The sequence below is a fragment of the Nitrospira sp. genome, from assembly GCA_024760545.1.
In the GTDB taxonomy this organism is placed as follows: domain Bacteria; phylum Nitrospirota; class Nitrospiria; order Nitrospirales; family Nitrospiraceae; genus Nitrospira_D.
Window position 1 is genome coordinate 822,108 of record CP060501.1, and the last position, 24,193, is coordinate 846,300.

A 24,193-nucleotide genomic window follows, 5' to 3' on the forward strand; every position below is an offset into this window, starting at 1 on the left:
GAGACACTTCTGACTCGGAGTCCAAGACATATGGCGATAAAGCGCATTCCGATCGAGCAGCTGATTCCAGGCATGTACATCATCGAGATGGATGTCCCTTGGTATCGAACCCCATTCCTCTCCCATAAAAGAATGATCAAGGATCTCCAGACCATCGAACTCATGAAGCAACATGGGATTAGGATGGTGACGATCGATACCAGTAAAGGATGCGATCTTTCATCAGAGGCTCCGGCGAATACACCGCCCACGGCAGACCGGCAACAGGCCACCCCGGACGCATCCACTCCTCCGAACCCCAGTACCGAACGTCCATCGGAGTCGAAGCAGCCTGACGATCATACCGTGACGATCGTCTATGCACAGGCTCACGAAGCTGTCGAACGCATTTTTGAGGAGCTTGAACGCGGAGTTCCTCCGACTTTCGAGACTACCAAGGCGATCGTCTCGAATGTGCTAGCACAAATCCTCAGCGACCGCACCGCCATGGCCACACAGGTCGCCATTCAGAAAATCAAACAGTTCGATCGGTCATTGACGGCCCATGCGCTGGATACTTGCGTCCTGTCCCTCGTCGTGGCCATTGAAAGTGGGGTGGAGCAACCGCTGCTCGAACAAATCGGTATCGGCGCGTTACTCCACGACGCAGGGTATGTTCGCCTGCCACGAAATCTTGTTCGCAAACGGGAAGAATGCACCGGACAAGACAAGACACTTCTGGAACAGCATTGTAAATTGGGGGTGACGCTTCTCTCCGAGCATCCCGGCATGCCCGAGGACGTCTTGCGCATCGTCAGGGAGCATCATGAGCGCGCCGATGGAAGCGGATATCCGGCCGGCCTAGGCAACGATCAGATCTCACGCCACGCGCAGATCGTCGGCATCGTCAATTACTATGATGGCATGGTCAGTCGACACGGATCTCGTCCCGCCATGATTCCACACGATGCCGTGCGGCAACTCTTCCTAGCCGGCGAAAAAGGACAGTTCGAAAAATCTCTCGTGGAACTTATGATTCGGAGCATCGGCGTCTACCCGGTCGGAAGTCTGGTCAAGCTGAATACCGGCGAACAGGCAGTCGTAATCGGAGCCAACCCTCAGCAACGGCTCAAGCCTCTTGTGAAAATCACGACCGACCCACAAGGGGGATCCTATACGACGCCCCTTGAGGTTGACTTGGCCGTGCCGTCCCCCGACCGCACGGTGCGAACGGTGCTGCGCGTCCTCGACCCGGCCAAAGAACGCATGAACATCGGTATACATCTGGACCAAACTCTGTCACGAGCCGCTTGATGAAACGGTCTGGACGGAAGCGAGGACCATATCAACGTCGAATCGCAGTCGCTCCGCCGGGTGTGTTCCCCATGGTGGATCTATTCGAAGGACTGCCTCTCGCCTGCATCGTCCTCAACGCCGATCTCACGATTCAGACCGCCAACCGAGAGGGGCTTCGGTTGCTCGGGCCACGGTCAACTTCCCGCATCGCGAAATCATTTCCGGCTCTGTGGTCCAGGCTCACCCGATCCGATGCCGCGACGATTACGTCACAGCTGACCGGAGCGCTCAAAGGCCGTCCCGCCTCGGCGACACAACAACTCTTTTTGAGAGGGAGGATCGCCCCTGTTCCGGTGGAGTGGACTTGCGCCCCGGCCATGCACGACGGGATGAGTGTTCTGGTTGTCAGTCTGCGAGACCTGTCGTATGAAGTGGAACTGGAACACGACCGTGATCGCTTGGCCGCCATTGCCGAGGAAAGCCCCTCTCCGATCATCGAGCTGGATCGGCACGCGAGCTTGTCGTATGCCAACCCGGCGATGATCTCGTTGCTCTCCCGATTCGGATACAGTCCCGAAGGGTTTCCCAATGTGGTGCCCGGTCGGCTTCCAGACATCGTGCAGCGCTGTCTCACGACTCGGCACATCCTGCACGGCGAAGAAGTCGTCCTCCCGGGTGCCAGCTTTGTATGGACCTTTTGTCCGGTTCCAATCTTTGGAGTCGTTCGAGGCTACGCCACCGACATGACGAGCGTCCGTGAGACACAGCAGGCGCTCCAACTGTCGGCCGAGGAGCTTCGCCATAGCAACCAACGCCTCGACCGGGCTCTCGATGAGGCAAAAGAATCCGCACGGGTCAAAACGGCGTTCCTCGCAACGGTCAGCCACGAACTGCGAACCCCCATGAACGGCGTCATCGGAATGACGAGTCTGTTGATGGAAACAAACTTGACGCCTGAACAGCAATCCTACGCGGAAACCATCCGGCTGTGCGGTGAGGCGCTGCTTGAGTTGATCAACGATGTGCTGGAATGCAGCAAGATCGAGGCGGGTAAGCTGGAGTTGGAGTGCCTCGATTTCAACTTGCGGACGACGGTCGAGCAAGTATTGGCGCAATTTGCCGAACGGGCCGAGACGAAAGGGCTGGAACTGACCGGACTCGTGCACGCGGCGGTTCCGACCGGGCTCAAAGGCGACCCAGGACGGCTGCGCCAGATACTGACCAACCTTGTGGCCAACGCCGTGAAGTTTACCGACAAAGGCGAAGTGACCCTGCAGGCTTACCTCGAGGAAGACCTCACCGATGCTGCCGTCATCCGTTTTGAAGTCACGGATAGCGGTATCGGCATCAGTCCGGATACACAAGCCAAGCTGTTCCGCCCATTTGTCCAAGCAGACAGCTCGACGACGAGGAAGTACGGCGGGACCGGCCTCGGCCTTTCGATTTCCAAGCAACTCGTGGAATTGATGGGAGGACAAATCGGAGTCCGTAGCGTTGCAGGACAGGGAAGCACCTTCTGGTGCACCGCGCGCCTCTCGAAACAAGCCGGCTCTCCGCATGCTATTCTGCCGACCGGAGATCTTGCCGGAAAGCGAGTCTTGATCGTCGATGACAACGAATCGAATCGTTTGATTCTGCACCATTTGGTCTCAGGTTGGGGCATGATTGACGACCTTGCGGAAGACGCCGAAGCAGGCTTGCAACGGATCACGCAGTCAACGCAGCGAGGAGAGCCCTACGATCTCGCCATCTTGGATGTGGTCATGCCGGGAAAAGACGGGTTGCAGCTCGCGCGAGAACTGCAATATCACCCTGAAGGTTCAGGAATACGCCTTGTGGTCATGACCTCAATACTGCAACGGGGCCACGCAGAACAGGCTCGCCAGGCCGGTGCGATGGGCTACCTGCCGAAGCCGGTCCGCCATGACGAACTGCGCGACTGTCTAAAAACCGTGCTCGGCATACCCGAGAGCCAAGAACAGAGAGACACCCAGACCCTGGCAGTCGTCCCGCAACTCATTACGAGGCATACGGTCGCGGAAAATGTCCAGCATCGGCGTGTGCTGGTGGTGGAAGACAATCTCGTGAACCAGAAACTCGCGGTGCGCATGGTGGAGAAACTTGGATACCAGCCGGACGTCGTCGACAATGGCCAAGAGGCTTTGGTAGCGCTGGCAAAGGGAGACTATGCCGCCATCCTGATGGATTGTCAGATGCCGATTCTGGATGGATTTGAAACAACCCGAAGCATTCGAGAACGTGAACAGTCGGTCAAGGCTCCTCACACGCTCGATGAGGGCGTCGCTCGTTCAACCGCTACGCCGTATGCGATCCCGCATATTCCGATCATCGCGGTGACGGCAAATGCAATGCAAGGGGATCGCGAGCGCTGCTTGGCGGCCGGGATGGACGATTATCTCTCCAAACCGATCAAATTGAACGAACTGCGGGCTGCTCTTTCACGTTGGATCCCCACATCGTCCGATATGAGTGTCTGTCTATCGGAGGAGCCCCGTTCTCCCACGAACGACCCCGTACGAGGCATTTTTGATCCCGCGAAGATGTACCAGAATATCGGGCGCGACAACGAATTGTTCGCTCAACTCGTCTGCCTGTTTCTCGATCGCCACCAAACGATGCTGGCCGACATCAGAACGGCGCTGACCAATGCCGACTCGACCGCCGTTGAGCGGGCGGCGCATTCCTTCAAGGGAACAGCGGGAAATCTATGCGCCTCCGAGGTGGGACTCACCGCCGGCCGCCTCGAAGCAGTCGGGCGTCTGAATACACTTCATGATGCGCCACCAGTCTACGCGCAACTTGAGCTCGAAGTCGCTCGGCTCGTCCGTGTGCTTGAATCCTACCGGCAGGGATACCAGCCTCTCCCCCGAGCAGCCGCGTAAGTTAACCGCCCTTCCCGACCATACATTACCTTCTCTGGCTCATCGCCAACTCAATTATCTGCGCTGGTCGGATCGGAAGCAGGTGGATTCAGCGCGCGTAATTCCAACCCTTCTATTTCCTGAATCGTCTTTCCCGCAATCCCCTGCAGGTCTCCATACATCCCGGCCGTGGCCTGCATGACGCGATCAATCTGCTCTTCTCGTTTGGCCCATTGTTTGATGATCGCCTTCCTCTCCTTATCGAGATCCTCCTGCATGGTGGAGAAGGCTTCGACGATCGCTTCAACCCGATGCCGGAAACGGGGTCCCGTTAGATACTGATAGATCATCTCGGTCTTGGTCTGCTGCCCTTCCGATGCTTGGCGCGCTGAGGCGACTTCGATCAGGGTATGACGGAGGGTGTACGCCAGCGGAAGCACGGTCTTTGGATGTGTCACCCATACATTCTCGACCACTCCGAATGTTTCTACCTCTTTAGGAAGCGAGTGACTCACGATGACCGCGATCTCCGCTTTGGCAGCCCGTTGATCTTCTCGTAGCTTGGCAAGCCAGCCGTCACTCCAATTCTTGGTCCGTTTCGATTCCCAGATGATCGTGCCGCACGGCTGCCCGCTCGATCCCACGACACGCTGAAGCGCGTCCCCACCGTATTCACCTTTGGGTACGGGCTCAATCGTATCCCGAGGGAACTTGGCCCGGAGCAACGCTTCCAACTCCAATTCCTGCACCTCGCCCTGAAGCTGCTGCGAGCCCTGTTCGGCCTTTCGTTTGAGATCCTCAATCTGCTTTTGCATCGAAGCGATCGTTTGCTCTGCCTCCATCACCTTGAGCTTGAGACTTTCCTCCGCTTCTTTCTTGGCCTGCTCTCTCGTCACGGCGAGTCCTTCCTGGACTCGCGTTTCGATTGTCAGTTCCAGTTCACGTTTAGCATCGTCCAGCTCTCGCTGTTTCCTGATCAGGTCGGCCTGTACCTTCTGCGCCTCAGCCAGTTTCGTGTCGCGCTGCCTCAGAATGTCATTCAGCTCAGCAACTTCTTTGGCCTTCTGGTCGAGGTCGTTTTGTAAAGCGAGCTTGGCCTTCTTCCCTTCTTCAACCGCAATCTTGCCTCGCTCAAGCTTGAGTTTCTCAGCCACCTGTTCATCGAGTGCCTGCTGCGCCTTGGATAGGGCTTCTTCCCGCTCCCGTAGGACGGTATCGCGTTTTTCCACATCGGCATCCTTCTGAGCAAGGCGCTTTTCGTAATCGCGGCGTGTGGATTCGATCAGCGGAGCAGCAAGGGACTCAGTCAGCTTGATTTCCGTTTTACAGGAGGGGCAGATGATGGTTGGCTCGCTCATACTGAATTCGCCCTCAGTGTATCCTCAATCGACCAACTGCCGCAGTGGTCAGGTGAATTCTTATTCGACGTGCGTGTTGTGGGAGCAAGTTCCCACACCCTTGCCTACCTTTAAGGCCGGCGAATTGACCTAAAACTGGCGAAAAGGCTTACCGGTTTTTGCTGGAGAAAGCAATCGGCTCTGAGACGGGCAAATCAAGTGGAGGGGAAACCCTCGGTGTCAGGAGATCGGAAACTGCCATGATCACGGGGAGAAACGCTTTGGCTGGCAGCGTGTCAGAAGAGTCAGAGTGGGTGCTTATTCGCTAGACCCGACATTCGGCGGCAACGCCGGCCTGCGTCGTTTCCGGTGTCGGACGCTCGGAGATCGGAAACAACGGGTGTCTGGTGGGATATTCCTCTGAAAGAACCAGCTGCTTCCCGAGTTTGGTCTTCTGGCTCATGACGAGCGGGCCTCGCAGATTGGCCGTGATCCGACCCGGATCGTCCGACGGAATCGTTAGGACTACAACCAGCGCAAGGTCCTCGCCTTCTTCACCTTTGATTTCGGCCAAGGCATCGACAGGAACATCCACGTGATAGTCGGAATAGAACGTGGTTGGATCCAGGATAACAAAAGCCAGCCCCGGTTCTTCAACCGACTGAAGCCACCGGAACGGGGCTTCGGTATCATGATCCAACATCACGTACCGTTGTTGGTCAGGGAAACCAAGGAGCCCGGAAGGAAAGCGTATGACGCTTTCGTCAGGAACCTCGAACGATCCAAAGCGGGTCGATGTGCACTTCACAGGCATATCCTCACGAGGCGATTCGGCGTTTTGCAGGAATCAATCGGCGAAACGCGTCGAGCGGCACGGCTTGAGTCTTTGCCGCCAATCGATTTTCGTCTTGAATCCTTGCATAGACTTCTTCCCGATGAACCGCAACCTCCCGCGGCGCTTCGATGCCGAGACGGACTTGTCCGCTTTTCAAACCAAGCACGACCACGCGGATATCGGGACCGATCGTGACACTTTCTCCACACCGTCGTGTGAGTACCAGCATACCAGCCTTCCATGGCGCGAGATACGAGTCCTCACCCTTATCGGCCTACCGGGACGGAAACTTGATGTCGCAAAGAGCAGACTCAATATATTGAAATGACTTCCAGAACGTCGTCGGCATCATGCCTGTCCGTTCCCTGCTCACAGATAATTCAACAACGAGTTTTCAAATACCTTCGTCAATGTCCTGCTCGCCGCTTCGATCGCAAACTGTTGCAGAGTCAAGTCTGAGATGGCTTTGGCCAGATCGACATCCTCGGTTTGCGAGAGCGATTGGAGGAAGAACCCTTTGGTGTCTTCAAGCTGCGCGGCGCTTGTGGTCAGACGATTGGATGTTGCGCCTACTTCTCCCTGAACCGCTGCCATCTGCGACACCCCGCGATTCAGGTCGCCCAGGGCCTCGGTGATGCCCTGCCCGTCATTGCCGCGCAATGCGCTGATCAGCTGTTTGACCCCCGCGAATATATCCACCCCACCCGAAGTGAAAGCCCGATCGCCGGCAACGTTGGTCGGCACAGTCTGGCCGGTTCCGATTTCGATGGCATGGCTTCCTGCGTCTCCTTGGTACTGTAAGCCCGAGACGATGGAGAACAGATCGCCGTTTGCCGGCGCCCCTGTCCCGTTGCTGAGCGTCACCCGGATGCCGTCGAAGCTGATCTCGCTTCCTGAGGCATACGTCTGGTTGGTAAGGATGTTCCTCGGCGACACATTGAAGGAGAAGGTATCGCCGGTTTGAGGCCCTCCTTGCTGGCCGTTTGCCAGCACGACACGCAATCCGGCGAATGAAATCGACTCGCCCGACACATACGTGTTGCCGGACGACAGAGTGGTGCTGGTCGTCTGGTCGATCACCGAGTACTGTGTCGAGGACGTAAACTGAATTTGATAGTCGTGCAATGTGAGGCCCGGCGCATTCACCATTCCGGCGTTCTGCACAGCGGCGCCACCGGTGTTGGATGAGCCGCGCGTTGCGGTCACGGGAGCCGTCACGTTCAGCACATCGTAGGTCGTCGCTGACGTGAACCGGATCAGATAATCGTCCAGGGTGGCGGCGTTTTCATCCACCACTCGCCCGTGTCCGGCCACAGCCCCGCCTGTGTTGCCGGCGGCAGATGCGACGGTGGCGGTGAGTGCGAACGGCGTACCTCCGGTTGTCTCGCTGCCACCCGTGAGTCCAAGTGTGGTTCGGGCCGAGCCTCCGGTTACACGCACCGCGGACTGCGAACCGTTCGAATCGGATGCGATGACGAGATGATCGCCGTCAAACGTGACGGTCACGCTCTTCCCGGCATTGGCCAGAGCCGTATCGGCGTTGATGCGGCTTTGCAGGCGTGCCGCAAGTTGGGTTCCGGACAAAGATTCCGTCCCGGATGTCAGATCGATCGTGCCCGACGTGGCCCCGTCCACCGTCACGCTGAGAGCATCGTTGGTGCCGTTTGTCAGCGTCACGGGTGTCGTCAAGGCAAGTCCGGTTACCCGTCCATGCGTGCTGGTGCCGGTGAAGATCGGCTGGTCGTTCAGCACGGTATTGGCCGACTGTTGGAGTTGCGCGAATAATTGTCGCACTTCTTTAGCGCCGATGGTCCGCTCCACCGCACCGTTCGAATCGTTGCGAAACTGTACCGCGAGCTGCTGCACACGGGACAGCGAGTTCATCGCTTGACTGAGGGCGTTGTCTGAAAGATCCAGCCTGGTCTGCCCAAATTGGATATTTCGTCCCCGTTGCTCGATCACGGCAAGCGAGGCCTTGTCCAACGCGATGTGATTGAACGCGCTGGGATCATCGGACGGTTGTCGCACCTGCTTACCGGTCGACACCTGCTGCTGCAGTTCCAGCATTCTCGCGCGTGAGCGGGTCAGATTATTTGTGAGCACGCCGAAGGTCTGTAGCTCTGTCACCCGCATAGAATCCTCGATGCTAGGGTTTGATCGCCAACAGCGTTTGGAACATCTCATCGGTGAGACGCACAAGGCGCGACGCGGCTTCGAATCCTCGTTGGAACTTGATGAGGTTCACCAATTCTTCGTCGAGGGACACGCCGGATACCTGCGCCCGCAAGGTCTCAATCTGATCCTTCAGAATCTCTTTCGCTTGCAGGTCACGGTCGGCCGTCTGCGCGGCAACACCCAGCTCCGCCGCGACGGTCCGATAGGCGTCGTTCAACGTGCCGTCATCCAGACTCGCGAATCGTCGCTGCTGAAGGGCGACCAGCGAAAGGAGATTGGTATTGTTTCCTGGAATTCCGGTTCGCGTGGATGAAGCCGCGACGGACGAGGGATTCGTGAGCGCAACCGTCAGATCACGCGCCGCGTGATTGTACGAATCGACTTCGAAGACGTCTCCGGCCGCCGCCGCGCCGGTCAACGTCACACTCAGACCATCGAACGTAAGGGTCGTCGGGCTCGCGTATGTGCCCGAGGCGGCCGTACTGGTGCCGGCAATCAACCCAAGCGAGGTTCGAGCCGTGCCGCCGGTCACGTTGACGGCCGACGAGGCTGTCGTACTGTTCGACGTGATGACCAGGCGATTGGTGGTGGTGTCATAGGTGACCGCTACGGTTTTCCCGGCTGCCTGCAGCGTGGCATCTCCATTGATCTTGCTCTGAACTTCCTGCGCGAGGGCCGCACCGGAGGTATACGATAGACCCGGACTCGCGGCGCCTGCCAACGTGATCGTCCCGGATGCCACACCATCAACAGACACCGCGAGTGTATCGTTCGTCCCGGTCACGATGGACAGCGGACTGTTCGCAGAAGGCGCCGTGATCGCCGTGCCGGTATGGTTGCCGCGAATCGTGGCCCCGGTGGTGGCATCCACGATGGAATAGGCGGTCGCCGAGGAGAAGCGGATCTCGTAGTCATGAAACGTCAGTAGCTCGTTTGCGGTGACTGCACCGCCGTTGATCGCCGCGGCTCCCTGATTGGCCGTCATAGCCCGCGAGGTCACCGTCGCGGGACCGAAAAAATCTTGTCCCGTCGATCCGTCGAGTCCATACCCTTGTCGATGGATGACGTTCACGGCGTTCGCCAACGTCGCTGCCATCCGGTCGAACGAGGTTTCCAAGCCTCGAACCGTGGTGTCGCGAACATCCAACAGGCTACGCAGGCGGCCGTTCGAAATCAGTGCGTCGATGCTCAAGGGGCGTGTGCCGCCGGTGGAATAGCCGACCGAGAACAGCCCGTCGTTGTCTGGATCCTCGACAGCCGTCAATTCCCGAATCGAGCCGTTCTCCACCAAAACCTGTCCCCGCGCAGCGAAGACCGTCAGCGCCCCGGTTCCTGACTCCACGGTTGTAATATCGATGCGCGTCGCCAGCTCGTTCAACGCTAATTCACGCTGATCCCGTAGATCGTTGGCATTCTGACCCGACACCTCTGCCCTGACGATCTGACTGTTCAGCTCGGCGATTTGCTTCGACAGGCTGTTGACCTCTCCGACCGTCTGCTTGACTTGGAAATTCAGTGATTGTCGCGACGTGACCAGGTCGGTGGAGACCTGATTGATACTCGACGCCAACTGTTTCGCGTTCGCCAATACGACAGAGCGGGCCGCCAGCTCACCCGGATTGGTAGACACATCTTGCAGGCCGCTGAAAAAATCATTCATTCGCGCGGCGATACCTTGATTGTTGCTGTCTCCGAACAAGTTCTGCAGGCGGAACAACTCGTCTTTCGACGAGGTCAGGCGTCCAAGATCCTGCTGGGAGGTGGTGAGTTGCCGGTTGATGAATTGATCCGTGTACCGCCTGATGGACGTGGCCATCACGCCGGTCCCCGCCATGCCGGGCTGTCCGTCCAGCGGAGGCCGCTCGGTGAGCACCGCTTCCTGTCGGGAATATCCCGGAGTATTCACGTTGGCGACGTTATGTCCGGTGACGGCGAGGGCTTGTTGCGAGGTGGTCAGTGCGCTTCGCGCGATGTCGAAGAGCGACGATAGGCCGATCATGATTAGCCTTGCTGATGAATGAGTACGTTGACGTGAGACGCGACGAACGATTGCCCGTCGGCGGTATACAGCTCCCGACCCGGCAAGACGGGTGTGCCGGCCGAAAGAGCTTGATCGACCACACCGCGAATGCCTTCGATGAGCACGACATTCTGTTTGATTTCGTCACGGACGGTTTTGGCTACCGTCATGTAGCTTCGGTAGCCCTCCCGCAAGTCGTCCGACGCGGCGCTTCGTACCTGGTCGATAAGGTCCTGGATCGATACCCCCTCCGGCAAACCGTGATGTAACGACAGTTCTCGAACAAGTTGCTGCCGTTCGTCGGCAAGAGACTGCAGCGACTCCAGAATCGCCAGCCGGCGGCAATTGATGGGGTGAAATTCGGTGATGGCCATCGTCCGGATGGCGGCTCGTTCTGTGTGAATCGTCTCAAGCAGCTGCAGGCAGGTCGCTTTTTCCTGGTCCAACAAGCGGCAGAGCTGGGTGATCGCCGGCGAGAACGTAGACGCGGGCATACAGACTCCTTGTGATCATAGGCGTGCGCTGTGTTCCGCCATCTGTCTCTTTGGACCGAGAGCAGAGTGTGTTCAGACTCTGGAACGGCGGATGCTAGAGCACGGCGTCGGTCAGCACCTGCTTGATGAGCGCGTCTCCAACCGCACGTCCGGAGACATCATACGTGCCGCTATCAAGAGAGCGTTTGATTCGCTCCACATGTTCCGTCCGCCCAGGGTCAGGTTGATTGGCCAGTTCTCGAATCCGTTGAAGCTCCTTTGCCTGTGCGGAAATCTGAACTTGATCCTTACCCGCTTGGGTCGGGACAGCCGTTTGTCGAGCACCAGATTTGTCCGCCTCATGAACCCCAAGCAATAGCTTTGCAAGATGATCGACTTTGCCATGATCTGATATCTGCATATCGCCGCTCCTTCCCCCGCTCACTTCTCCCAGCTACCATCCCCCTAGAATTGTGGACTTTACCCCGGTCGTGCCTCTTATCGGTTTCTACCCAGAAAAACTTGAGTGCCCCATTGGAGCTGATGAGAAATACTTATCCGTATATTCCTGGACCATCTTGGCAATGCCGATCCCTCCGGCTTCTGCCGCCCGTTTCCCGATCTCTTCATCATAAAATGAGTGGAAGTAGGCCCCTTGCTTATTCGAAATGGTCCCCTCAGGAACCGTTTCCCGCATCACCTTCAGTAAGTACGAGATAAAATAGGCCTCAAACTGCTGTCCGGCTTTGACCAGCTGCCGGCGTGCTTCAGCGGGGTTTTGCACCTTTTGCGCATTCACCTGAGGGTCGAGCTGACCGGAGGGGAGAGTGAAACCCGGATCGACATATAATGGTGAAGATGCTACAGAATGACTGCCTAATGACTCATTATACATTATATATATAAATCACTTATCTATATTATTTCAAGATTAGCTTGAAGTGCACCAGCCGACCTAAGCGCCGATAGAATGGCCACAAGATCGCGAGGTGTCACCCCCACAGAGTTGAGGGCCCGGACAACCTCCCCCAAAGTCACTGTTTCATCGACAACCATCAGACGCGACTCCTGTTCCTTGATTTCAGTCTGCACATCCGGCGTGACGGTCGTTTGCCCCGCGGTCGAACCGATAAGCGGCGCCGGCGGCTGGGAGACATTCAAGGTGTTCTTGACCGAGATGGTGAGATTGCCGTGAGAGATCGCACACGTTGAAATCCGTACATGCTCACCCAACACGACCGTTCCGGTCCGCTCGTTGACGACGACTTTCGCGACGGCATCGACGGCCACATCCAGGCCCTCGATTGAGGCAATGTATTCGACGACGCGACCGTGGAACTCTGTTGGAATCGTCGCCTTGACATATCCGGCATTGACGGCTGACGCGCTTCCTTTCCCGAAGGCGCTCTCGATAGCTTCGGAAGTTCTGATGGCGGTGGTAAAGTCGGGCTGCCGCAACAGGACGGAAACTGTCTCCCACGAATCGATGTTGACGGGCAGCTCCTTCTCAATGATGGCTCCCCCGGGAACCACACCGGCCGCTTGATGATTCTTCGTGACCGTGGCTCCACCTGCGCCGCCGGTCCCTCCGAGAAACCCGCCGATTGAAACCGGTCCCTGCGCCACCGCAAACACTTGCTGGTTTGCAGCTTTTAACGGCGTCAGCAACAGCGTGCCGCCTTGCAGACTTTTGGCATTCGCCATCGACGACACCACGGCATCCAGTGTCATACCCGGCTTGGAGAACGGAGGAAGCTTGGCGGTCACCATGACCGAGGCGATGTTTCTGGTGAGCAACTGAATGGGGTCGATGACCAGATTGACGCCCATCTTGTTCAACATGGACATCATCGCCTGAATCGTAAACTGTCCGCCGATGACCCGATCGCCGGTACTATCCAGCCCGACCACCAGCCCATAGCCGATCAACTGGTTTTCGCGCACGCCTTCGATCGCGCCGATATCCTTGATTCTCACTGCATCGGCGTTTGAAGGAGAGAACAGATAGCCTGTCAGGACCAGTAAACATAATAGCGAGTGAGTCCGTGAGCGCATGCGTCGAGTATCCTTCATGGTTATGAACGTCTTGAAGCCAGAGCAAGCGCCTTCCGGCCGAGTATGACCCGCGCCAGCCAACCTTGCGCAGAAGCCGTTCCTCTCATGGAGTCACGATCGGCTTCATCCGCCACCTGAAATTGTTTCAGACTCACGGTGGGAGGAGGATCAAAATCAGCTCGTCGGACCACCCCGCTCTGCACCATCATTTCGAGAGTCTGGAGATTCAACGCCAGCTTCTTGCGAACTGCCCTCAGAATCGGCCTTCGTCTCACCGGAGCCTGCATAGAATATCCCCTCCTCAGAATGGATAGACCCAATCAAGAATTCGAACAAACCATCCGGGTCGCTGCACATCGTCCAGGACGCCGAGACCGGAATATTCGATTCTGGCATCGGCGATGGCGGAGGACAGCACGGTATTTTTCGTATCCACGTCCACGCGACGCACAATCCCACCGATGCTCATGAGCTGTTTCTCACTGTTCACGCTGACCTCGCGGCGGCCTTCGATACGAAGGTCTCCGTTCGGAAGCACTTCGGTGACGATCACGGAGATGGTACCGGTCAGAGTTCCTTCCCGGCTGGTGGCGCCTTTTCCGCCGAATTTATTCGCGGCGCTGGCGTCGATCCCCATTCCACGACGTGTTTCATCGCTGAACCGGATTCCCGGTATTCCGATGTACCCCATCGCGCTGCCGACAAGACTGTTTTTAATTGTCGACTCACGTTGAGCCGCCGTGTCAGCGGACTTGGATCCTTTGTGGTTTTCCACAATTTTAACGGTAAGGATATCGCCCATACGCATGGCGCGGAGATCCTCATAGAGATAGGCCCGCCCGTTTTCCTCCTGCCACAGCGAACCCACTGTCTTCGGTGGAGGCAATGGGGTCAGGGCGATCTTGCTTGAGACACTGGGCGGACTGGAACATCCCTGCAGCAGAAGCGCGGCGACTATACAGACGCAGCCGACTGCCGTTCCGAGGCGCGGTCTAACGTCGATTCCTTTCTCGCTGATGACATCCATCGACATCCCGTTAGAACTCCACTTGAACGATACTGGGAGCGACGACCGTGGCTCTCAGCTCACGACCAGAATCCAGATTGGCAACCATGATGCTCTGCCCCACCTGCCCGCTCGACTTGGTAATGCCATACGCCCGGATCGACAGGCCTCCCCGTTGCGCTTGGATGAGGACTCGATCCCCTTTCTTCACAACCAAAGGGAGCTTGACGAATGCGGAACGCAGTGGGGCATCGGGAGGAAGGGGTCTGGTCGCGCTCCTCCCTATGACTTCACTTTGATCCGTCACGAACGGATGATTCACCTGGTACACACGAGTTCGGGCGGTTTTGAGATCACCGGCTTCGATCACTTCGTCTGTTCTGAGGAAACGGCCGGGAACGACCGCATCGATCATCGCCGTCACATCGGCAAGAACTTGGACGGTTTTCCGCAGCTTGCTGTTCGTCACCGCTTCCACCTGGAATATGCGTCGCCCCGGAATTTCCTCAGCCGACCCTGGAATGACGCGCAGTTCCACCAGGCTACCGGAGACTTGAATCGGATCTGAAGGTTCCAACACCGACACAGAGACCGTCTTAATCTTGTGGGCCCATTCGTCCTCCAAGTATTTCTGAACCACCTGCTTCATCTGCTCGGGAGTCACCTCACTGCCGGCGACACGGCCCGCCGCCGGTTCAATCTGTTGATGAACCGAGCCTCTGTTTTGAGGAGCGACCGGGCGGGCATCGCCACTGGATGCCCCTGTGGCCGCCGAAACGGCCTCCAAGAGTCCGGTCGACATGAGCAGGATCAGGCTCAGGATTCTAAACATGGACTGCTCCTTATCGTCGGAGATTGTTCGCAATGGCCATCATTTCATCGGAGGCCTGAATCGTCTTGGAATTGATCTCGTAACTTCGCTGGGCGATGATCATGTTGACCATTTCTTCAGCGAGGTTGACGTTCGAACTCTCCAAGAATCCCTGCTGGATCGTGCCGAACCCGGTGGTGAAACCGCCGGTCCCCTGTGTCGGAGGTCCCGAAGCGAAGCTGTCGATAAAGAGATTGTTCCCCATCGCGACTAAGCCCGAAGGATTGTCAAACCTGGTGAGCTGAATTTGCCCTACTTGCGAGGCCTGCGTAACGCCGGGAAGCAGAACTGAGACGGTTCCGTCCTGGCCGATATCCACCTTGAGCGCGCCGGAAGGAATCGTAATGACGGGATTCAGAAGGTCGCCGTCTCCGGTCACCACGTTACCCACGTTGTCACGCTTGAAGGACCCGTTTCTCGTGTACATGATCGTCCCGTCCGGGCGGGATACTTGAAAAAACCCCGGCCCATCGATCGCCAGGTCCAGTTCGTTGTTTGTTTGACGCATATTGCCCTGCAGCCATTCTTTCGCCACCGTTGTCGGACGCACACCGGCGCCGACCTGGATGCCGACCGGAAAGACGCCGACGTTGGAGGCATTCGTGCCCGGGAGCCGTTGGATCTGATACAGCAGGTCCGCGAATTCAGCGCGACTGCGCTTGAACGAGTTCGTATTGACGTTCGCGAGGTTGTGCGCGACGGTGTCGACATTGATCTGTTGAGCCGTCATTCCGGTCGCTGCTGTCCACATGGCTCGAATCATGGAAATCCTCCTCGTCTCTCGTCATTCGTGAAGCGTATCTCGTCCCGATTTCGGACGCTTCACGAGATATGATTCACGGCGCTACAACACTCGACCCACATCTTGAATCGCGATCTCGGCCATTCGATCGAGCGACTGAATCAGTTTTTGCGTTGACTCATAGGTGCGCATGCCCTGAATCATCTTCACCATCTCGCCGATTGCATTGACGTTGGATTCTTCGATGTGCCCGACCTGAATTTGCGGATGTTTGTTGATACTCCCCTTCTCCGAAAAGAAGAGACCTTCCGAGGACTTCTGCGGCATGTCATTCTCGGCAAATTCCATAATCTTGATCGTCGCCACAGGTTTGTCCTCGACCTTAATGTCCCCCTGTGTCGTAATCTCGAGCTTCCCCGGAGGAACCTTAATCTCGCCTTTCGTTCCCATAATCGGATAGCCCAGACCGTTCACCAACCGACGTTCACGGTCGAGCGACAGCATGCCATTGCGTGAGTACCGAGCCCCTTGCGGTGTGTCCACCTCAAAAAACCCACGGCCTTGAATCGCGACGTCCAGGGGATTGCCGGTGAGCCGGATCCGGCCCGCCTCGAATGTGGTCTTGATTTGGTGCGGTGCCACAAATGCCCGTTCAGACGGGCCAGAGGGCCTGGCCATGATCTGCTGCGCCAACCCCATGTTCAGACCGCTCGATGGCGCCACCGCATGGTACCGGGGAAAGATTGCCTTGAAGGCTTGCTCGTCCTGCTTGAAACCAGCCGTATTCACATTCGCCATGTTATTGGCAAATACTTGCATCCGCCGCTCGTGGGCCAGCGCTCCGGACAAGATAGGATAGATTCCACGGTTCATGCTTCCGACTCCTTTTGATGTCCCACAGAGTGACAGCAACCCTTATGCCAGGATCGTCCGCCCAATAGTTGTGTCCCGTCGTATTCGAAATCAGCCAAATGCAGGGAAAACCTGACGGCCGACAAGGTGGACCTGAATGGGAATCAAGCGCACAGGCGATCCCGAGAGGGCGGATTCTACCCATCGAGGTGAAAATTCTTCCTAGCAGCGATAGTGGGAAACTCTCCAGCGTCGTTCTCGTCGCTCCCAGGAGTTCCTTGGCGAATGGTGGATGAGAAGGGCGGTGCGTACGGCCGAAGACTGAAGGGTGAAGGTCTGCGTCGGGAAACAGCAGCGACGATCGTGGATGATCGCCAGCGGTATTCGAGCAGAACTGAAGGGCGAGCGGGCTCGCCCCCACCGGTCGGCACGATCAACTGACCGCTTGTAGATGCGCTTTGAGTCGGATGATCGCCTTCGTATGAATTTGACACACTCTCGACTCGGTCACCTTCATGAGCTCCCCGATCTCTTTCATCGTGAGCTCTTCATAGTAGTACAGCGTGAGGACAAGACGTTCTTTTTCCGGTAAGGCTTGGATGGCCCCGGTGATCAATTCACGTTCGCGCTCGTTGACCAACGACGACAAGGGATCAGGCGTATGCGTGTCGGCCAACATCTTCACCACTTTATGCCCGTCCGGTTCTTGGAGACTCAAATCGTCCACGCTGATCATCACCGCGCCTCTGGCCCGCGTAATGAACTCGTCAAGTTCCTCTAAGGACATCTTCAGTTCCGTCGCCACTTCGTCATCATGCGGCGGTCGGCCGAATCGGCTCATGAGCGTCACATGCGCCTTTTGGAGCAGACCGATTCGTTCGTGGACCGATCGTGGAACCCAATCCATCGAACGGATTTCATCGAGCATGGCCCCGCGAATACGGAACTCCGCGTAGGTCTTGAACTTCGCTTCCCGGGTGGGATCATACTTGTCCATGGCATCCATGAGTCCAATGGTGCCGACCGAGATCAAGTCCTCCGCATCCAAGTAAGCTGGAAGGCGGAAGGCCAGCCGATGCGCCATCGCGCGAATCACGTGGGCAAACTCTTTGATGAGTTCCTCACGTCTCGTTCCCTGCGAAAAGGATTTCCGCTCGTGTGACAATGCTGTTTTGCTCATGATTGTTCCACGTATGACCTGTTCTCAGTTGCCGGCGTGTATGGCTGATCGTTGCCAGATGAGCTGCACGGAACTTTTCGGAAGACCGGGTTTGGGCCATTGGACTATCTGTTGAGCGATCTTCCTGAAGGCTTGGGAAGCCGGTGCATCAGGGAATGCTTCGAAGACCGCTTTCTGCTGCATGACTGCCATATGCACATAATCGTCATAGGGAATAGACCCGACGAATTCGATGGCCACATGAAGAAAACGGTCCACCGCCACGTCGAGCTTGCCGAACACCTCGGAGGCTTCACGGGGACTCTTGGCTTGATTGACCAGAACTTTAAAGCGGCGCTCTCGATATTGACGTGCCAACACTTTGATCAGCGCGTAAGCATCCGTGAGCGACGTCGGCTCCGGCGATACGATGACCATCGTCTCATCCGCCGAGGATGCGAAAAACGTCACGGTCGGGGAGATGCCGGCGCCGGTGTCGATCAACAGCACGTCCATTTCACCGGCCAACTGTGCCAGCTGCTCTTGGATCACCACCTGTTGGGATTCCGTCAAGGCCGTAAGCTGCGGGACCCCGGAACTTGCCGGCAGCACATGGATGCCCGCCGGACCTTTAAGCACGATCTCGTCGAGCGTATGCGTGCCCGCCAGTACGTTTTCAATCGTGTACTGCGGGACGAGCCCAAGAAGGACATCGAGATTGCCTAAGCCCAGGTCGGCATCCAGAATCAGCACCCGTTTTCCTGCTTTTGTGAGCGCAATGGCTAGATTCGCCACCACATTGGTCTTCCCGACTCCTCCTTTGCCGCTGGAGACGGCAATGACCTGAGTGGACGACTCACCTGCCGGACGGGCTTCATCCGGCATGAGGACGGACTGTTTCGTTCTGGGCTGCATATCGCGACCTCCAAGCAAGTTATCCATGATGTGTTCCAGTTCCTGTCAACTCAGGGGCTGCCCCCGATGATCGAACCGATTGACCGACGGACCCACGCAAACCTTCTGCGGTGATGAGCGCCGCCAGGCGATCTGCTGAGGCGATTTCGATATCTCCGGGAACTCGTCGCCCGACACTCCAATAGGAGAGCGGTACCCCGGATCGATGGGCCACTTCGAAGATAGATCCATAAGACTCCGTCTCATCGAGCTTCGTAAACAACAGACTCAGCTTCGGCAGATCGTGGAGACGCTCGGTGATCCGGCGAGCCTCACGTTCCGCGATGGACGCCGGAAGGACAAGGTGAGTCGTCACGGTCTCCTTTGCCAACAGATGACGCAATTCTTTGGCCAACGTCAGATCATCCGGTCCGACTCCCGGCATATCGACCAGCACAAGATCGACCTGCGCATGACGGCGGAGCCCTTCAGACAGCTGTCGGGCCGATAGCGCGCACGCGAACGGCGCTCCAATCAGCTTGGCGTACCGACGCAACTCCTCCACCGCGGCCTCCCGATGATTGTCAAAGGTAATGATGGCCACGGATTTTCGTTGCTCAAGACGGTAGTGTGCCGCCAGCTTGGCCACCGCAGAGGTCTTTCCGGTACCACTGGGCCCGATGAAGAGACCGATGGCGGAATGCCCATCCCCGTTGATCAATGGCCCGCTGGTTCGGATTCGCTGCGAGATCTCTCGCTGGACCGCGCGCTTGGCCGACTCATTGCCGCCCACACCCACGGCTTTCATGGTTTCGCAGACATCGTTGATGAGCAATTCGGCAGTGGACGGGTTCATCCCCTGCTCGACCAAGGAGCAGCGTAACCTCGCAAACACGGGCGACAGCGCGCGCTCCGGCGGCTGACTCTCTTCGTGCGACAAGTCTTGCAACAATCGGCTTAACTCGCCCACCACAGTATGCAGATGCCGCAGCCGGCTCGGCTTCTCATTGTCCAGAGATGGTTTCAACGATGAGGGCCGCCTCCCGGCAACCGGTGCGCTCGCCTCACCATTCGGTTGCAGCATGGTTGCCAGCGTCTGTTGAAAGGTTTGTGCGGCCAGAGGCGACGGGGGCGCGGCATCGGGCCGAGGCATTGGTGGAACGGATTTGGGGGCCGGTTCCTTGACCTGAACGGATGGCTGTGCATCCTGATCAGAGGCTGCCATGACTTCCAGCACCGGGCGATTGAACGCGCGGAGCAGTCGTCCCCCTTCGCGTACTTCTTTCGATGACAGGATGATGGCGTCCGGTCCAAGTTCTTCCTTAATGGCCCGCATGGCGTCCTGCATGGTGAGTGCGTGAAACGTCTTTACTTTCATGGACTACCCTAAGATGGTTGCGCCAATTCCAAGTCGATCCGAACCGTATCGAGTGATTGCAGGCGAACGAAGGCATCGACTTCGTTCAGTCCCATGACGGGAACTGAATGAAGAAGGCGATCGCTGTGTCGCCGGAGATGGCGGCGCACGGCCTGTGAACAAAGAACGATCGGCTGCTGTCCCCGCGCGGCGACCCTCTCGGCGGCCTGCTTCAGGTTGCTCAAGAGCTTATGCGAAAGTGCGGGATCAAGGTTCAAACTGGCGCCGGGCGGCAAGGCTGCCACCTGTTCCGCCAACGAACGATCGAGCCGAGGGTCCAACGTAATCACCAGTAGGCTGCCGTCGGGCGCCTGATACTGCTTGGTGATGGTCCGGGCTAATGCCTGCCGCGCATACTCCGTGAGCACGTCGGCATCCTTGGTGCTCGTCGCCTGGTCGGAAATCGCTTCAAGGACCGACCTCAAGTCCCGGATCGGAATGCCTTCCTTGAGCAGATTGCCGAGAACCCGCACGACCGTTCCAAGGGGCAACAGCGTCGGGATAAGTTCCTCCACCAGTTTGGGATGCGATTTTCCGACTTCGTCCAATAACGCTTGCACCTCCTGCCTTCCCAACAGTTCATGGCCGTGACGTTTGATCAACTCGGACAGATGGGTGGCAATGGCGGAACTCGCATCGACTACGGTATAGCCGGCAATCTGCGCTTGTTCTCGGGTATCCTCGGTGATCCACAGCGCGGGCAACCCGAACGCAGGCTCCTTGGTCGTAATTCCTTTCACCAATCCTCGTTGGCCGGTCCCAGGATCGATCGCCAGCAGATGGCCGGGCAATACCTCCGCCTTCGCAACCTCCACTCCCTTTAAAATGATGGCATACTCGTTCGGACGCAGCTGGAGATTGTCGCGGATATGGATCGGAGGCACCACAAAGCCCATCGATTCCGCAAACTGGCGCCGCAACGCTTTGATCCGATCCAACAGTGCCGTGCCTTGCGTCCCTTCGACGAGTCCGATCAGTCCATAGCCCACCTGCACCTCCATAAGGTCGAGCGGGATCACTCGGGTGACTCCCTCATCCGCCTTCGGTGCCACCGGACTCGGCGCCGGAGTTTCTTGAACCTGTTCCTGCTTGTGGAGATGATAAGCCATCCATCCGACAGCGCTGCCCAACACGAGGAACGCCAGATGCGGAAGACCAGGTACCAATCCAAGCGCGAGGAGAATACCTGCCGCGATGCCCACCGTTTTTGAGGATGTCAACAGCTGTCGCGCCATTTCTCCGCCTAGGTCCGTGTCTGAGGCGGCGCGAGTCACGACGATACCCGCCGCGGTCGAGACGATCAGGGCCGGAATCTGCGCCACCAACCCCTCGCCGACCGTAAGAATGGTATAGGTCTGCGCCGCGAGGGCCGGACTCATGCCTTGTTGCAGAATACCGATCGCCAATCCACCCAGAATGTTGACCAGCACGATAATGACGGCCGCGATCGCATCTCCCCGTACGAACTTGCTGGCCCCGTCCATAGCCCCGTAAAAATCCGCCTCTTCCGTGATCTCCCGTCTTCGGCGGCGCGCATCCGCTTCATTGATCAGACCGGCGTTGAGGTCGGCATCGATGCTCATCTGTTTCCCGGGCATGGCATCCAACGTAAAGCGAGCGGCCACCTCGGCCACACGTCCTGCGCCCTTCGTCACCACGACGAAATTGATGATGACGAGAATGGAAAACACCACCAGGCCGACCGTGTAATTGCCCCCGACGATAAAGTTTCCGAACGCCCGAATCACCTCGCCGGCCGCTCCGGCACCCTCGTTGCCGTGCAGGAGAATGAGACGCGTGGAGGCGATATTCAGAGACAACCTGAAGAGCGTAATCATCAAGAGCACCGAGGGAAACACCGAGAACTCGATCGGTCGCCGGACTTGCAGTCCGACCAGCAGAACAATGACCGACAAGGTGATGTCGAAGCTCAACAACAAATCGAGCAGAAACCGCGGCAATGGCAACAACATCACCATGATGACGGCCACAACCCCGACGGACATCACGACGTCCGGATGCTTGATCAGCTGGTTTCGTCCCGCTGGTTCTATTGCTGTCGCCATAATCCCCTAGCAGCTGGTGGACTTTTTCATCATCCTGTTCATGGCGTCATGCCCCTGGCGCGATACACAAACGCCAGAATCTCCGCCACGACGCGATACAGATCACTGGGAATCTCCCTGCCGATATCGACGAGCTTGAAGATCGTTCTCGCGACGAACTTGTTTTCGACGACCGGCACGCCGTGATGGCGCGCCAGCTCTCGGATGCGTTCCGCGATCAGACCGGCACCTTTGGCGACGACCACCGGAGCTCCCATCGTGGCGGTATCGTATTTCAGCGCGACGGCCAAATGGGTTGGGTTGGTGATCACCACGTCCGCCGTCTTGACGGCCGCCATCATCCGTTTCTTCGTGAGTTCCCGCTGGACGGTCCGCACACGGCTCTTGACGAGCGGATCGCCTTCCGCCGCCTTGTGCTCTTCCTTGATTTCGTCCTTCGACATGCGGAGGCTTCGTTCCCATTCGTAACGTTGATAGAAATAGTCGAGCACGGCCAGAACGGCGATCGCTCCAGCAACGGCTAACCCGACTTTTAAGGACAGTTGTCCGGTCACTTGCAAGACGGACCCCATATCGAACTCAATCAACCCCGGAATCCGTAGAACGTCGTGGCGGGCGACCCAGAGACCGACGCCCGTGACAATGGCAATCTTGAGAAGCCCCTTGATGAGCTCCATCACGGACCGAAACGAAAACAGCCGGGACAGTCCCTTTATCGGGCTGATCCGTGAGACATCCGGCTGGAGCGCATTCGCGCGCCACAACAAACCTGTTTGCAAGAGCGCTGTGCCGCTTCCCATCACGAGAATCCCCACCACGATCGGAAGACTGAGCGCAAAAACGGTGATGCCGGCGTGAATGATGATCGAAGACACCTGTTCGATCGACATCCCTTCGTAGAACTCCTGGGGAAACGAGAGGGTGAGACCTTGGCGGGTCATTTCAGTCATTTTCACCATGCCAACCGGCAACATAGCCGCCAAGAGACCGACGCCTCCCAAAAGGATAGCCGCCGTCGATACGTCGCGACTGATGGCGATCTGTCCTTTGCGGCGTGCCTCCTCTTTACGTTTCGGGGTCGCCGGTTCTGTTTTATTGCTCCGGTCTTCAGCCATGACCCAACACTTTCATCAGCCCGTCGATTGTCAGCTGCAGCCGCTCGATCTCACGCACCAGGAGTTCCACCGTAAACGGCAAGGACAAACCCAGCACGGCCAAGCCTGCGGCGATGGTGAGTGGGAAACTCAGCACAAACACATTGATCTGAACGACCGCTCGTCCAAGGATCGCCAGGAGAATATTGATCAGGAGAATGATGACGAGCACGGGCGCCGCCAATTTCAATCCGACGACGAACATGGATTGAGAGAGGCGCAGGACATCGTCCCCCGTTCCTGCCGGAAGTGACGCTCCAAACGCCGGAATGGCGTCAAAGCTGGAAAGAATCGTCGCGACCAGGAGCATGTGTCCGTTCAGCGAGAGAAAGACGAGTGATGCCAACAGTGTGAAGTATTGGCCGATGATGGAGGTCTGATGCGCGGTGGCGGGATCGAACAGTTGCACCACCCCGAATCCCATCTGGACGCCGATCAACTCTCCGGCCACTTCAAGAGCGCTGAAGAACAATCGGACGGCCAGTCCTATCGTGAGGCCGATGACCATTTCGCTCACGAGTCCGGCCGCCAGGCCCAGTGGATCGTAGGGCAGGATCGGGAGCCGAACCATTGGAGCCAACAGCACCCCCAACGCCAGAACGAGGATCACTTTGATTTTCATTGGAACCGCTCGGCCGCTTAAGACGGGTAACGCCGCCACAAGCCCCCCAATGCGGGAAATCAGGACCAAGAAGGCTTGGAACTCAGGAAGAAGAATCTGGAAGGTCTGCGTCAGCGCCATCGTTAGGTACTAGCGTGCTGTTGAAAAACTATTTGAACACTCGCAGACTCTCGACATCTGAAAGATCGCGGGTGAAACCAGAATGGTCCCCAGGATGTTCAAAAGGGCTTTCGTTTTCACCCGCCCACCCCAGCGCGCCGAGCGCGCCTTCACCGAGCAAGGCCGCAGCGAGCGAAGAGGCGAGGCATACTCCACTCCGTATGTTGAGCCTCTGAGCGATGCGAGAACGAAGCTGGAA

23 protein-coding genes are annotated in these 24,193 nt (G+C 57.5%); 3 read left to right on the forward strand and 20 right to left on the reverse strand.

Annotation, left to right across the window (positions count from 1 at the left end; translation table 11 throughout):
- The first annotated feature begins 30 nt into the window (after positions 1-30).
- Both H8K03_03955 and H8K03_03960 read left to right on the forward strand, forming a co-directional pair.
- On the forward strand, positions 31-1,293 hold the full coding sequence (locus H8K03_03955) for a DUF3391 domain-containing protein (GenBank protein UVT21080.1): 1,263 nt from the start codon (positions 31-33) through the stop codon (positions 1,291-1,293).
- On the forward strand, positions 1,293-4,178 hold the full coding sequence (locus tag H8K03_03960; protein UVT21081.1) for a response regulator: 2,886 nt from the start codon (positions 1,293-1,295) through the stop codon (positions 4,176-4,178). The genes H8K03_03955 and H8K03_03960 overlap by 1 nt, the downstream gene beginning before the upstream one ends.
- Before the next feature lie 50 nt (positions 4,179-4,228).
- Here H8K03_03960 and H8K03_03965 read toward each other — a convergent pair whose 3' ends face one another.
- The 14 genes from H8K03_03965 to H8K03_04030 form a co-directional block, all read right to left on the reverse strand.
- Positions 4,229-5,515: a DUF2130 domain-containing protein gene (locus tag H8K03_03965; protein ID UVT21082.1), complete on the reverse strand. Its 1,287-nt coding sequence runs from the start codon at positions 5,513-5,515 to the stop codon at positions 4,229-4,231.
- A 304-nt stretch (positions 5,516-5,819) separates the two neighbouring features.
- Positions 5,820-6,302 carry a flagellar assembly protein FliW gene (locus H8K03_03970; protein ID UVT21083.1) on the reverse strand — a complete coding sequence of 161 codons (483 nt, stop codon included), beginning with the start codon at positions 6,300-6,302 and terminating at the stop codon, positions 5,820-5,822.
- Between the two features lie 10 nt (positions 6,303-6,312).
- Entirely contained in the window at positions 6,313-6,558 is a 246-nt protein-coding gene (gene csrA, locus H8K03_03975) for a carbon storage regulator CsrA (protein UVT21084.1), read from the reverse strand.
- Between the two features lie 140 nt (positions 6,559-6,698).
- Positions 6,699-8,462 (reverse strand): hypothetical protein, encoded by a 1,764-nt coding sequence (locus H8K03_03980; GenBank protein ID UVT21085.1) that lies wholly within the window; start codon positions 8,460-8,462, stop codon positions 6,699-6,701.
- A 13-nt stretch (positions 8,463-8,475) separates the two neighbouring features.
- Positions 8,476-10,503 (reverse strand): flagellar hook-associated protein FlgK, encoded by a 2,028-nt coding sequence (gene flgK, locus H8K03_03985; protein ID UVT21086.1) that lies wholly within the window; start codon positions 10,501-10,503, stop codon positions 8,476-8,478.
- 2 nt (positions 10,504-10,505) lie between these two features.
- A complete protein-coding gene (flgN, locus tag H8K03_03990) occupies positions 10,506-11,018 on the reverse strand; it encodes a flagellar export chaperone FlgN (protein ID UVT21087.1) in 513 nt (170 codons plus the stop codon).
- A 94-nt stretch (positions 11,019-11,112) separates the two neighbouring features.
- Complete coding sequence (gene flgM / locus H8K03_03995; GenBank protein UVT21088.1) at positions 11,113-11,418, reverse strand: flagellar biosynthesis anti-sigma factor FlgM; 306 nt, start codon at positions 11,416-11,418, stop codon at positions 11,113-11,115.
- A gap of 87 nt (positions 11,419-11,505) precedes the next feature.
- Positions 11,506-11,781 carry a rod-binding protein gene (locus tag H8K03_04000; GenBank protein UVT21089.1) on the reverse strand — a complete coding sequence of 92 codons (276 nt, stop codon included), beginning with the start codon at positions 11,779-11,781 and terminating at the stop codon, positions 11,506-11,508.
- Between the two features lie 131 nt (positions 11,782-11,912).
- Positions 11,913-13,052 carry a flagellar basal body P-ring protein FlgI gene (locus H8K03_04005; GenBank protein ID UVT21090.1) on the reverse strand — a complete coding sequence of 380 codons (1,140 nt, stop codon included), beginning with the start codon at positions 13,050-13,052 and terminating at the stop codon, positions 11,913-11,915.
- 20 nt (positions 13,053-13,072) lie between these two features.
- Positions 13,073-13,339 (reverse strand): hypothetical protein, encoded by a 267-nt coding sequence (locus tag H8K03_04010; protein UVT21091.1) that lies wholly within the window; start codon positions 13,337-13,339, stop codon positions 13,073-13,075.
- 14 nt (positions 13,340-13,353) lie between these two features.
- Positions 13,354-14,085 carry a flagellar basal body L-ring protein FlgH gene (locus H8K03_04015; protein UVT21092.1) on the reverse strand — a complete coding sequence of 244 codons (732 nt, stop codon included), beginning with the start codon at positions 14,083-14,085 and terminating at the stop codon, positions 13,354-13,356.
- A gap of 4 nt (positions 14,086-14,089) precedes the next feature.
- A complete protein-coding gene (gene flgA / locus H8K03_04020; GenBank protein UVT21093.1) occupies positions 14,090-14,890 on the reverse strand; it encodes a flagellar basal body P-ring formation protein FlgA in 801 nt (266 codons plus the stop codon).
- Between the two features lie 10 nt (positions 14,891-14,900).
- Positions 14,901-15,692 carry a flagellar basal-body rod protein FlgG gene (flgG, locus tag H8K03_04025; GenBank protein UVT21094.1) on the reverse strand — a complete coding sequence of 264 codons (792 nt, stop codon included), beginning with the start codon at positions 15,690-15,692 and terminating at the stop codon, positions 14,901-14,903.
- Positions 15,693-15,773: 81 nt separating this feature from the next.
- Entirely contained in the window at positions 15,774-16,544 is a 771-nt protein-coding gene (locus tag H8K03_04030; protein ID UVT21095.1) for a flagellar hook-basal body protein, read from the reverse strand.
- 264 nt (positions 16,545-16,808) lie between these two features.
- Here H8K03_04030 and H8K03_04035 point away from each other — a divergent pair, with 264 nt between their 5' ends.
- On the forward strand, positions 16,809-16,964 hold the full coding sequence (locus H8K03_04035; GenBank protein ID UVT21096.1) for a hypothetical protein: 156 nt from the start codon (positions 16,809-16,811) through the stop codon (positions 16,962-16,964).
- Here H8K03_04035 and H8K03_04040 read toward each other — a convergent pair.
- Genes H8K03_04040 through fliR form a run of 6 tightly spaced genes read right to left on the reverse strand, consistent with a single transcriptional unit; the run spans position 16,957 to position 23,955 of the window.
- Complete coding sequence (locus H8K03_04040; GenBank protein UVT21097.1) at positions 16,957-17,703, reverse strand: FliA/WhiG family RNA polymerase sigma factor; 747 nt, start codon at positions 17,701-17,703, stop codon at positions 16,957-16,959. The two genes, H8K03_04035 and H8K03_04040, sit on opposite strands and share 8 nt — an antisense overlap.
- A gap of 24 nt (positions 17,704-17,727) precedes the next feature.
- Complete coding sequence (locus H8K03_04045) at positions 17,728-18,597, reverse strand: MinD/ParA family protein (GenBank protein UVT21098.1); 870 nt, start codon at positions 18,595-18,597, stop codon at positions 17,728-17,730.
- Positions 18,598-18,616: 19 nt separating this feature from the next.
- Positions 18,617-19,954, reverse strand: a complete 1,338-nt coding sequence (flhF, locus tag H8K03_04050; protein UVT21099.1) for a flagellar biosynthesis protein FlhF — start codon at positions 19,952-19,954, stop codon at positions 18,617-18,619.
- Between the two features lie 8 nt (positions 19,955-19,962).
- The gene (gene flhA, locus H8K03_04055) at positions 19,963-22,059 is read right to left on the reverse strand and encodes a flagellar biosynthesis protein FlhA (protein UVT21100.1); all 2,097 of its coding nucleotides are present in this window, start codon (positions 22,057-22,059) and stop codon (positions 19,963-19,965) included.
- A 38-nt stretch (positions 22,060-22,097) separates the two neighbouring features.
- On the reverse strand, positions 22,098-23,174 hold the full coding sequence (gene flhB, locus H8K03_04060; GenBank protein ID UVT21101.1) for a flagellar biosynthesis protein FlhB: 1,077 nt from the start codon (positions 23,172-23,174) through the stop codon (positions 22,098-22,100).
- Positions 23,167-23,955 carry a flagellar biosynthetic protein FliR gene (fliR, locus tag H8K03_04065; GenBank protein ID UVT21102.1) on the reverse strand — a complete coding sequence of 263 codons (789 nt, stop codon included), beginning with the start codon at positions 23,953-23,955 and terminating at the stop codon, positions 23,167-23,169. Before fliR ends, flhB begins: the two co-directional genes overlap by 8 nt.
- Positions 23,956-24,193 lie beyond the last annotated feature (238 nt).

Bases quoted from the DNA above. Each gene is read 5' to 3' on its own strand.
- H8K03_04040 (UVT21097.1), bottom strand. From the start codon at position 17,703: ATGAGCAAAACAGCATTGTCACACGAGCGGAAATCCTTTTCGCAGGGA.
- fliR (UVT21102.1), bottom strand. From the start codon at position 23,955: ATGGCGCTGACGCAGACCTTCCAGATTCTTCTTCCTGAGTTCCAAGCC.
- H8K03_04045 (UVT21098.1), bottom strand. From the start codon at position 18,597: ATGCAGCCCAGAACGAAACAGTCCGTCCTCATGCCGGATGAAGCCCGT.
- flgA (UVT21093.1), bottom strand. From the start codon at position 14,890: ATGTTTAGAATCCTGAGCCTGATCCTGCTCATGTCGACCGGACTCTTG.
- H8K03_03980 (UVT21085.1), bottom strand. From the start codon at position 8,462: ATGCGGGTGACAGAGCTACAGACCTTCGGCGTGCTCACAAATAATCTG.
- H8K03_04005 (UVT21090.1), bottom strand. From the start codon at position 13,052: ATGCGCTCACGGACTCACTCGCTATTATGTTTACTGGTCCTGACAGGC.
- flhF (UVT21099.1), bottom strand. From the start codon at position 19,954: ATGAAAGTAAAGACGTTTCACGCACTCACCATGCAGGACGCCATGCGG.
- H8K03_03960 (UVT21081.1), top strand. From the start codon at position 1,293: ATGAAACGGTCTGGACGGAAGCGAGGACCATATCAACGTCGAATCGCA.
- flgM (UVT21088.1), bottom strand. From the start codon at position 11,418: ATGCAGATATCAGATCATGGCAAAGTCGATCATCTTGCAAAGCTATTG.
- flhB (UVT21101.1), bottom strand. From the start codon at position 23,174: ATGGCTGAAGACCGGAGCAATAAAACAGAACCGGCGACCCCGAAACGT.
- H8K03_04030 (UVT21095.1), bottom strand. From the start codon at position 16,544: ATGAACCGTGGAATCTATCCTATCTTGTCCGGAGCGCTGGCCCACGAG.
- flgK (UVT21086.1), bottom strand. From the start codon at position 10,503: ATGATCGGCCTATCGTCGCTCTTCGACATCGCGCGAAGCGCACTGACC.
- flhA (UVT21100.1), bottom strand. From the start codon at position 22,059: ATGGCGACAGCAATAGAACCAGCGGGACGAAACCAGCTGATCAAGCAT.
- H8K03_03965 (UVT21082.1), bottom strand. From the start codon at position 5,515: ATGAGCGAGCCAACCATCATCTGCCCCTCCTGTAAAACGGAAATCAAG.
- H8K03_04035 (UVT21096.1), top strand. From the start codon at position 16,809: ATGGTGGATGAGAAGGGCGGTGCGTACGGCCGAAGACTGAAGGGTGAA.
- flgG (UVT21094.1), bottom strand. From the start codon at position 15,692: ATGATTCGAGCCATGTGGACAGCAGCGACCGGAATGACGGCTCAACAG.
- flgN (UVT21087.1), bottom strand. From the start codon at position 11,018: ATGCCCGCGTCTACGTTCTCGCCGGCGATCACCCAGCTCTGCCGCTTG.
- H8K03_04010 (UVT21091.1), bottom strand. From the start codon at position 13,339: ATGCAGGCTCCGGTGAGACGAAGGCCGATTCTGAGGGCAGTTCGCAAG.
- csrA (UVT21084.1), bottom strand. From the start codon at position 6,558: ATGCTGGTACTCACACGACGGTGTGGAGAAAGTGTCACGATCGGTCCC.
- H8K03_04015 (UVT21092.1), bottom strand. From the start codon at position 14,085: ATGTCGATGGATGTCATCAGCGAGAAAGGAATCGACGTTAGACCGCGC.
- H8K03_03955 (UVT21080.1), top strand. From the start codon at position 31: ATGGCGATAAAGCGCATTCCGATCGAGCAGCTGATTCCAGGCATGTAC.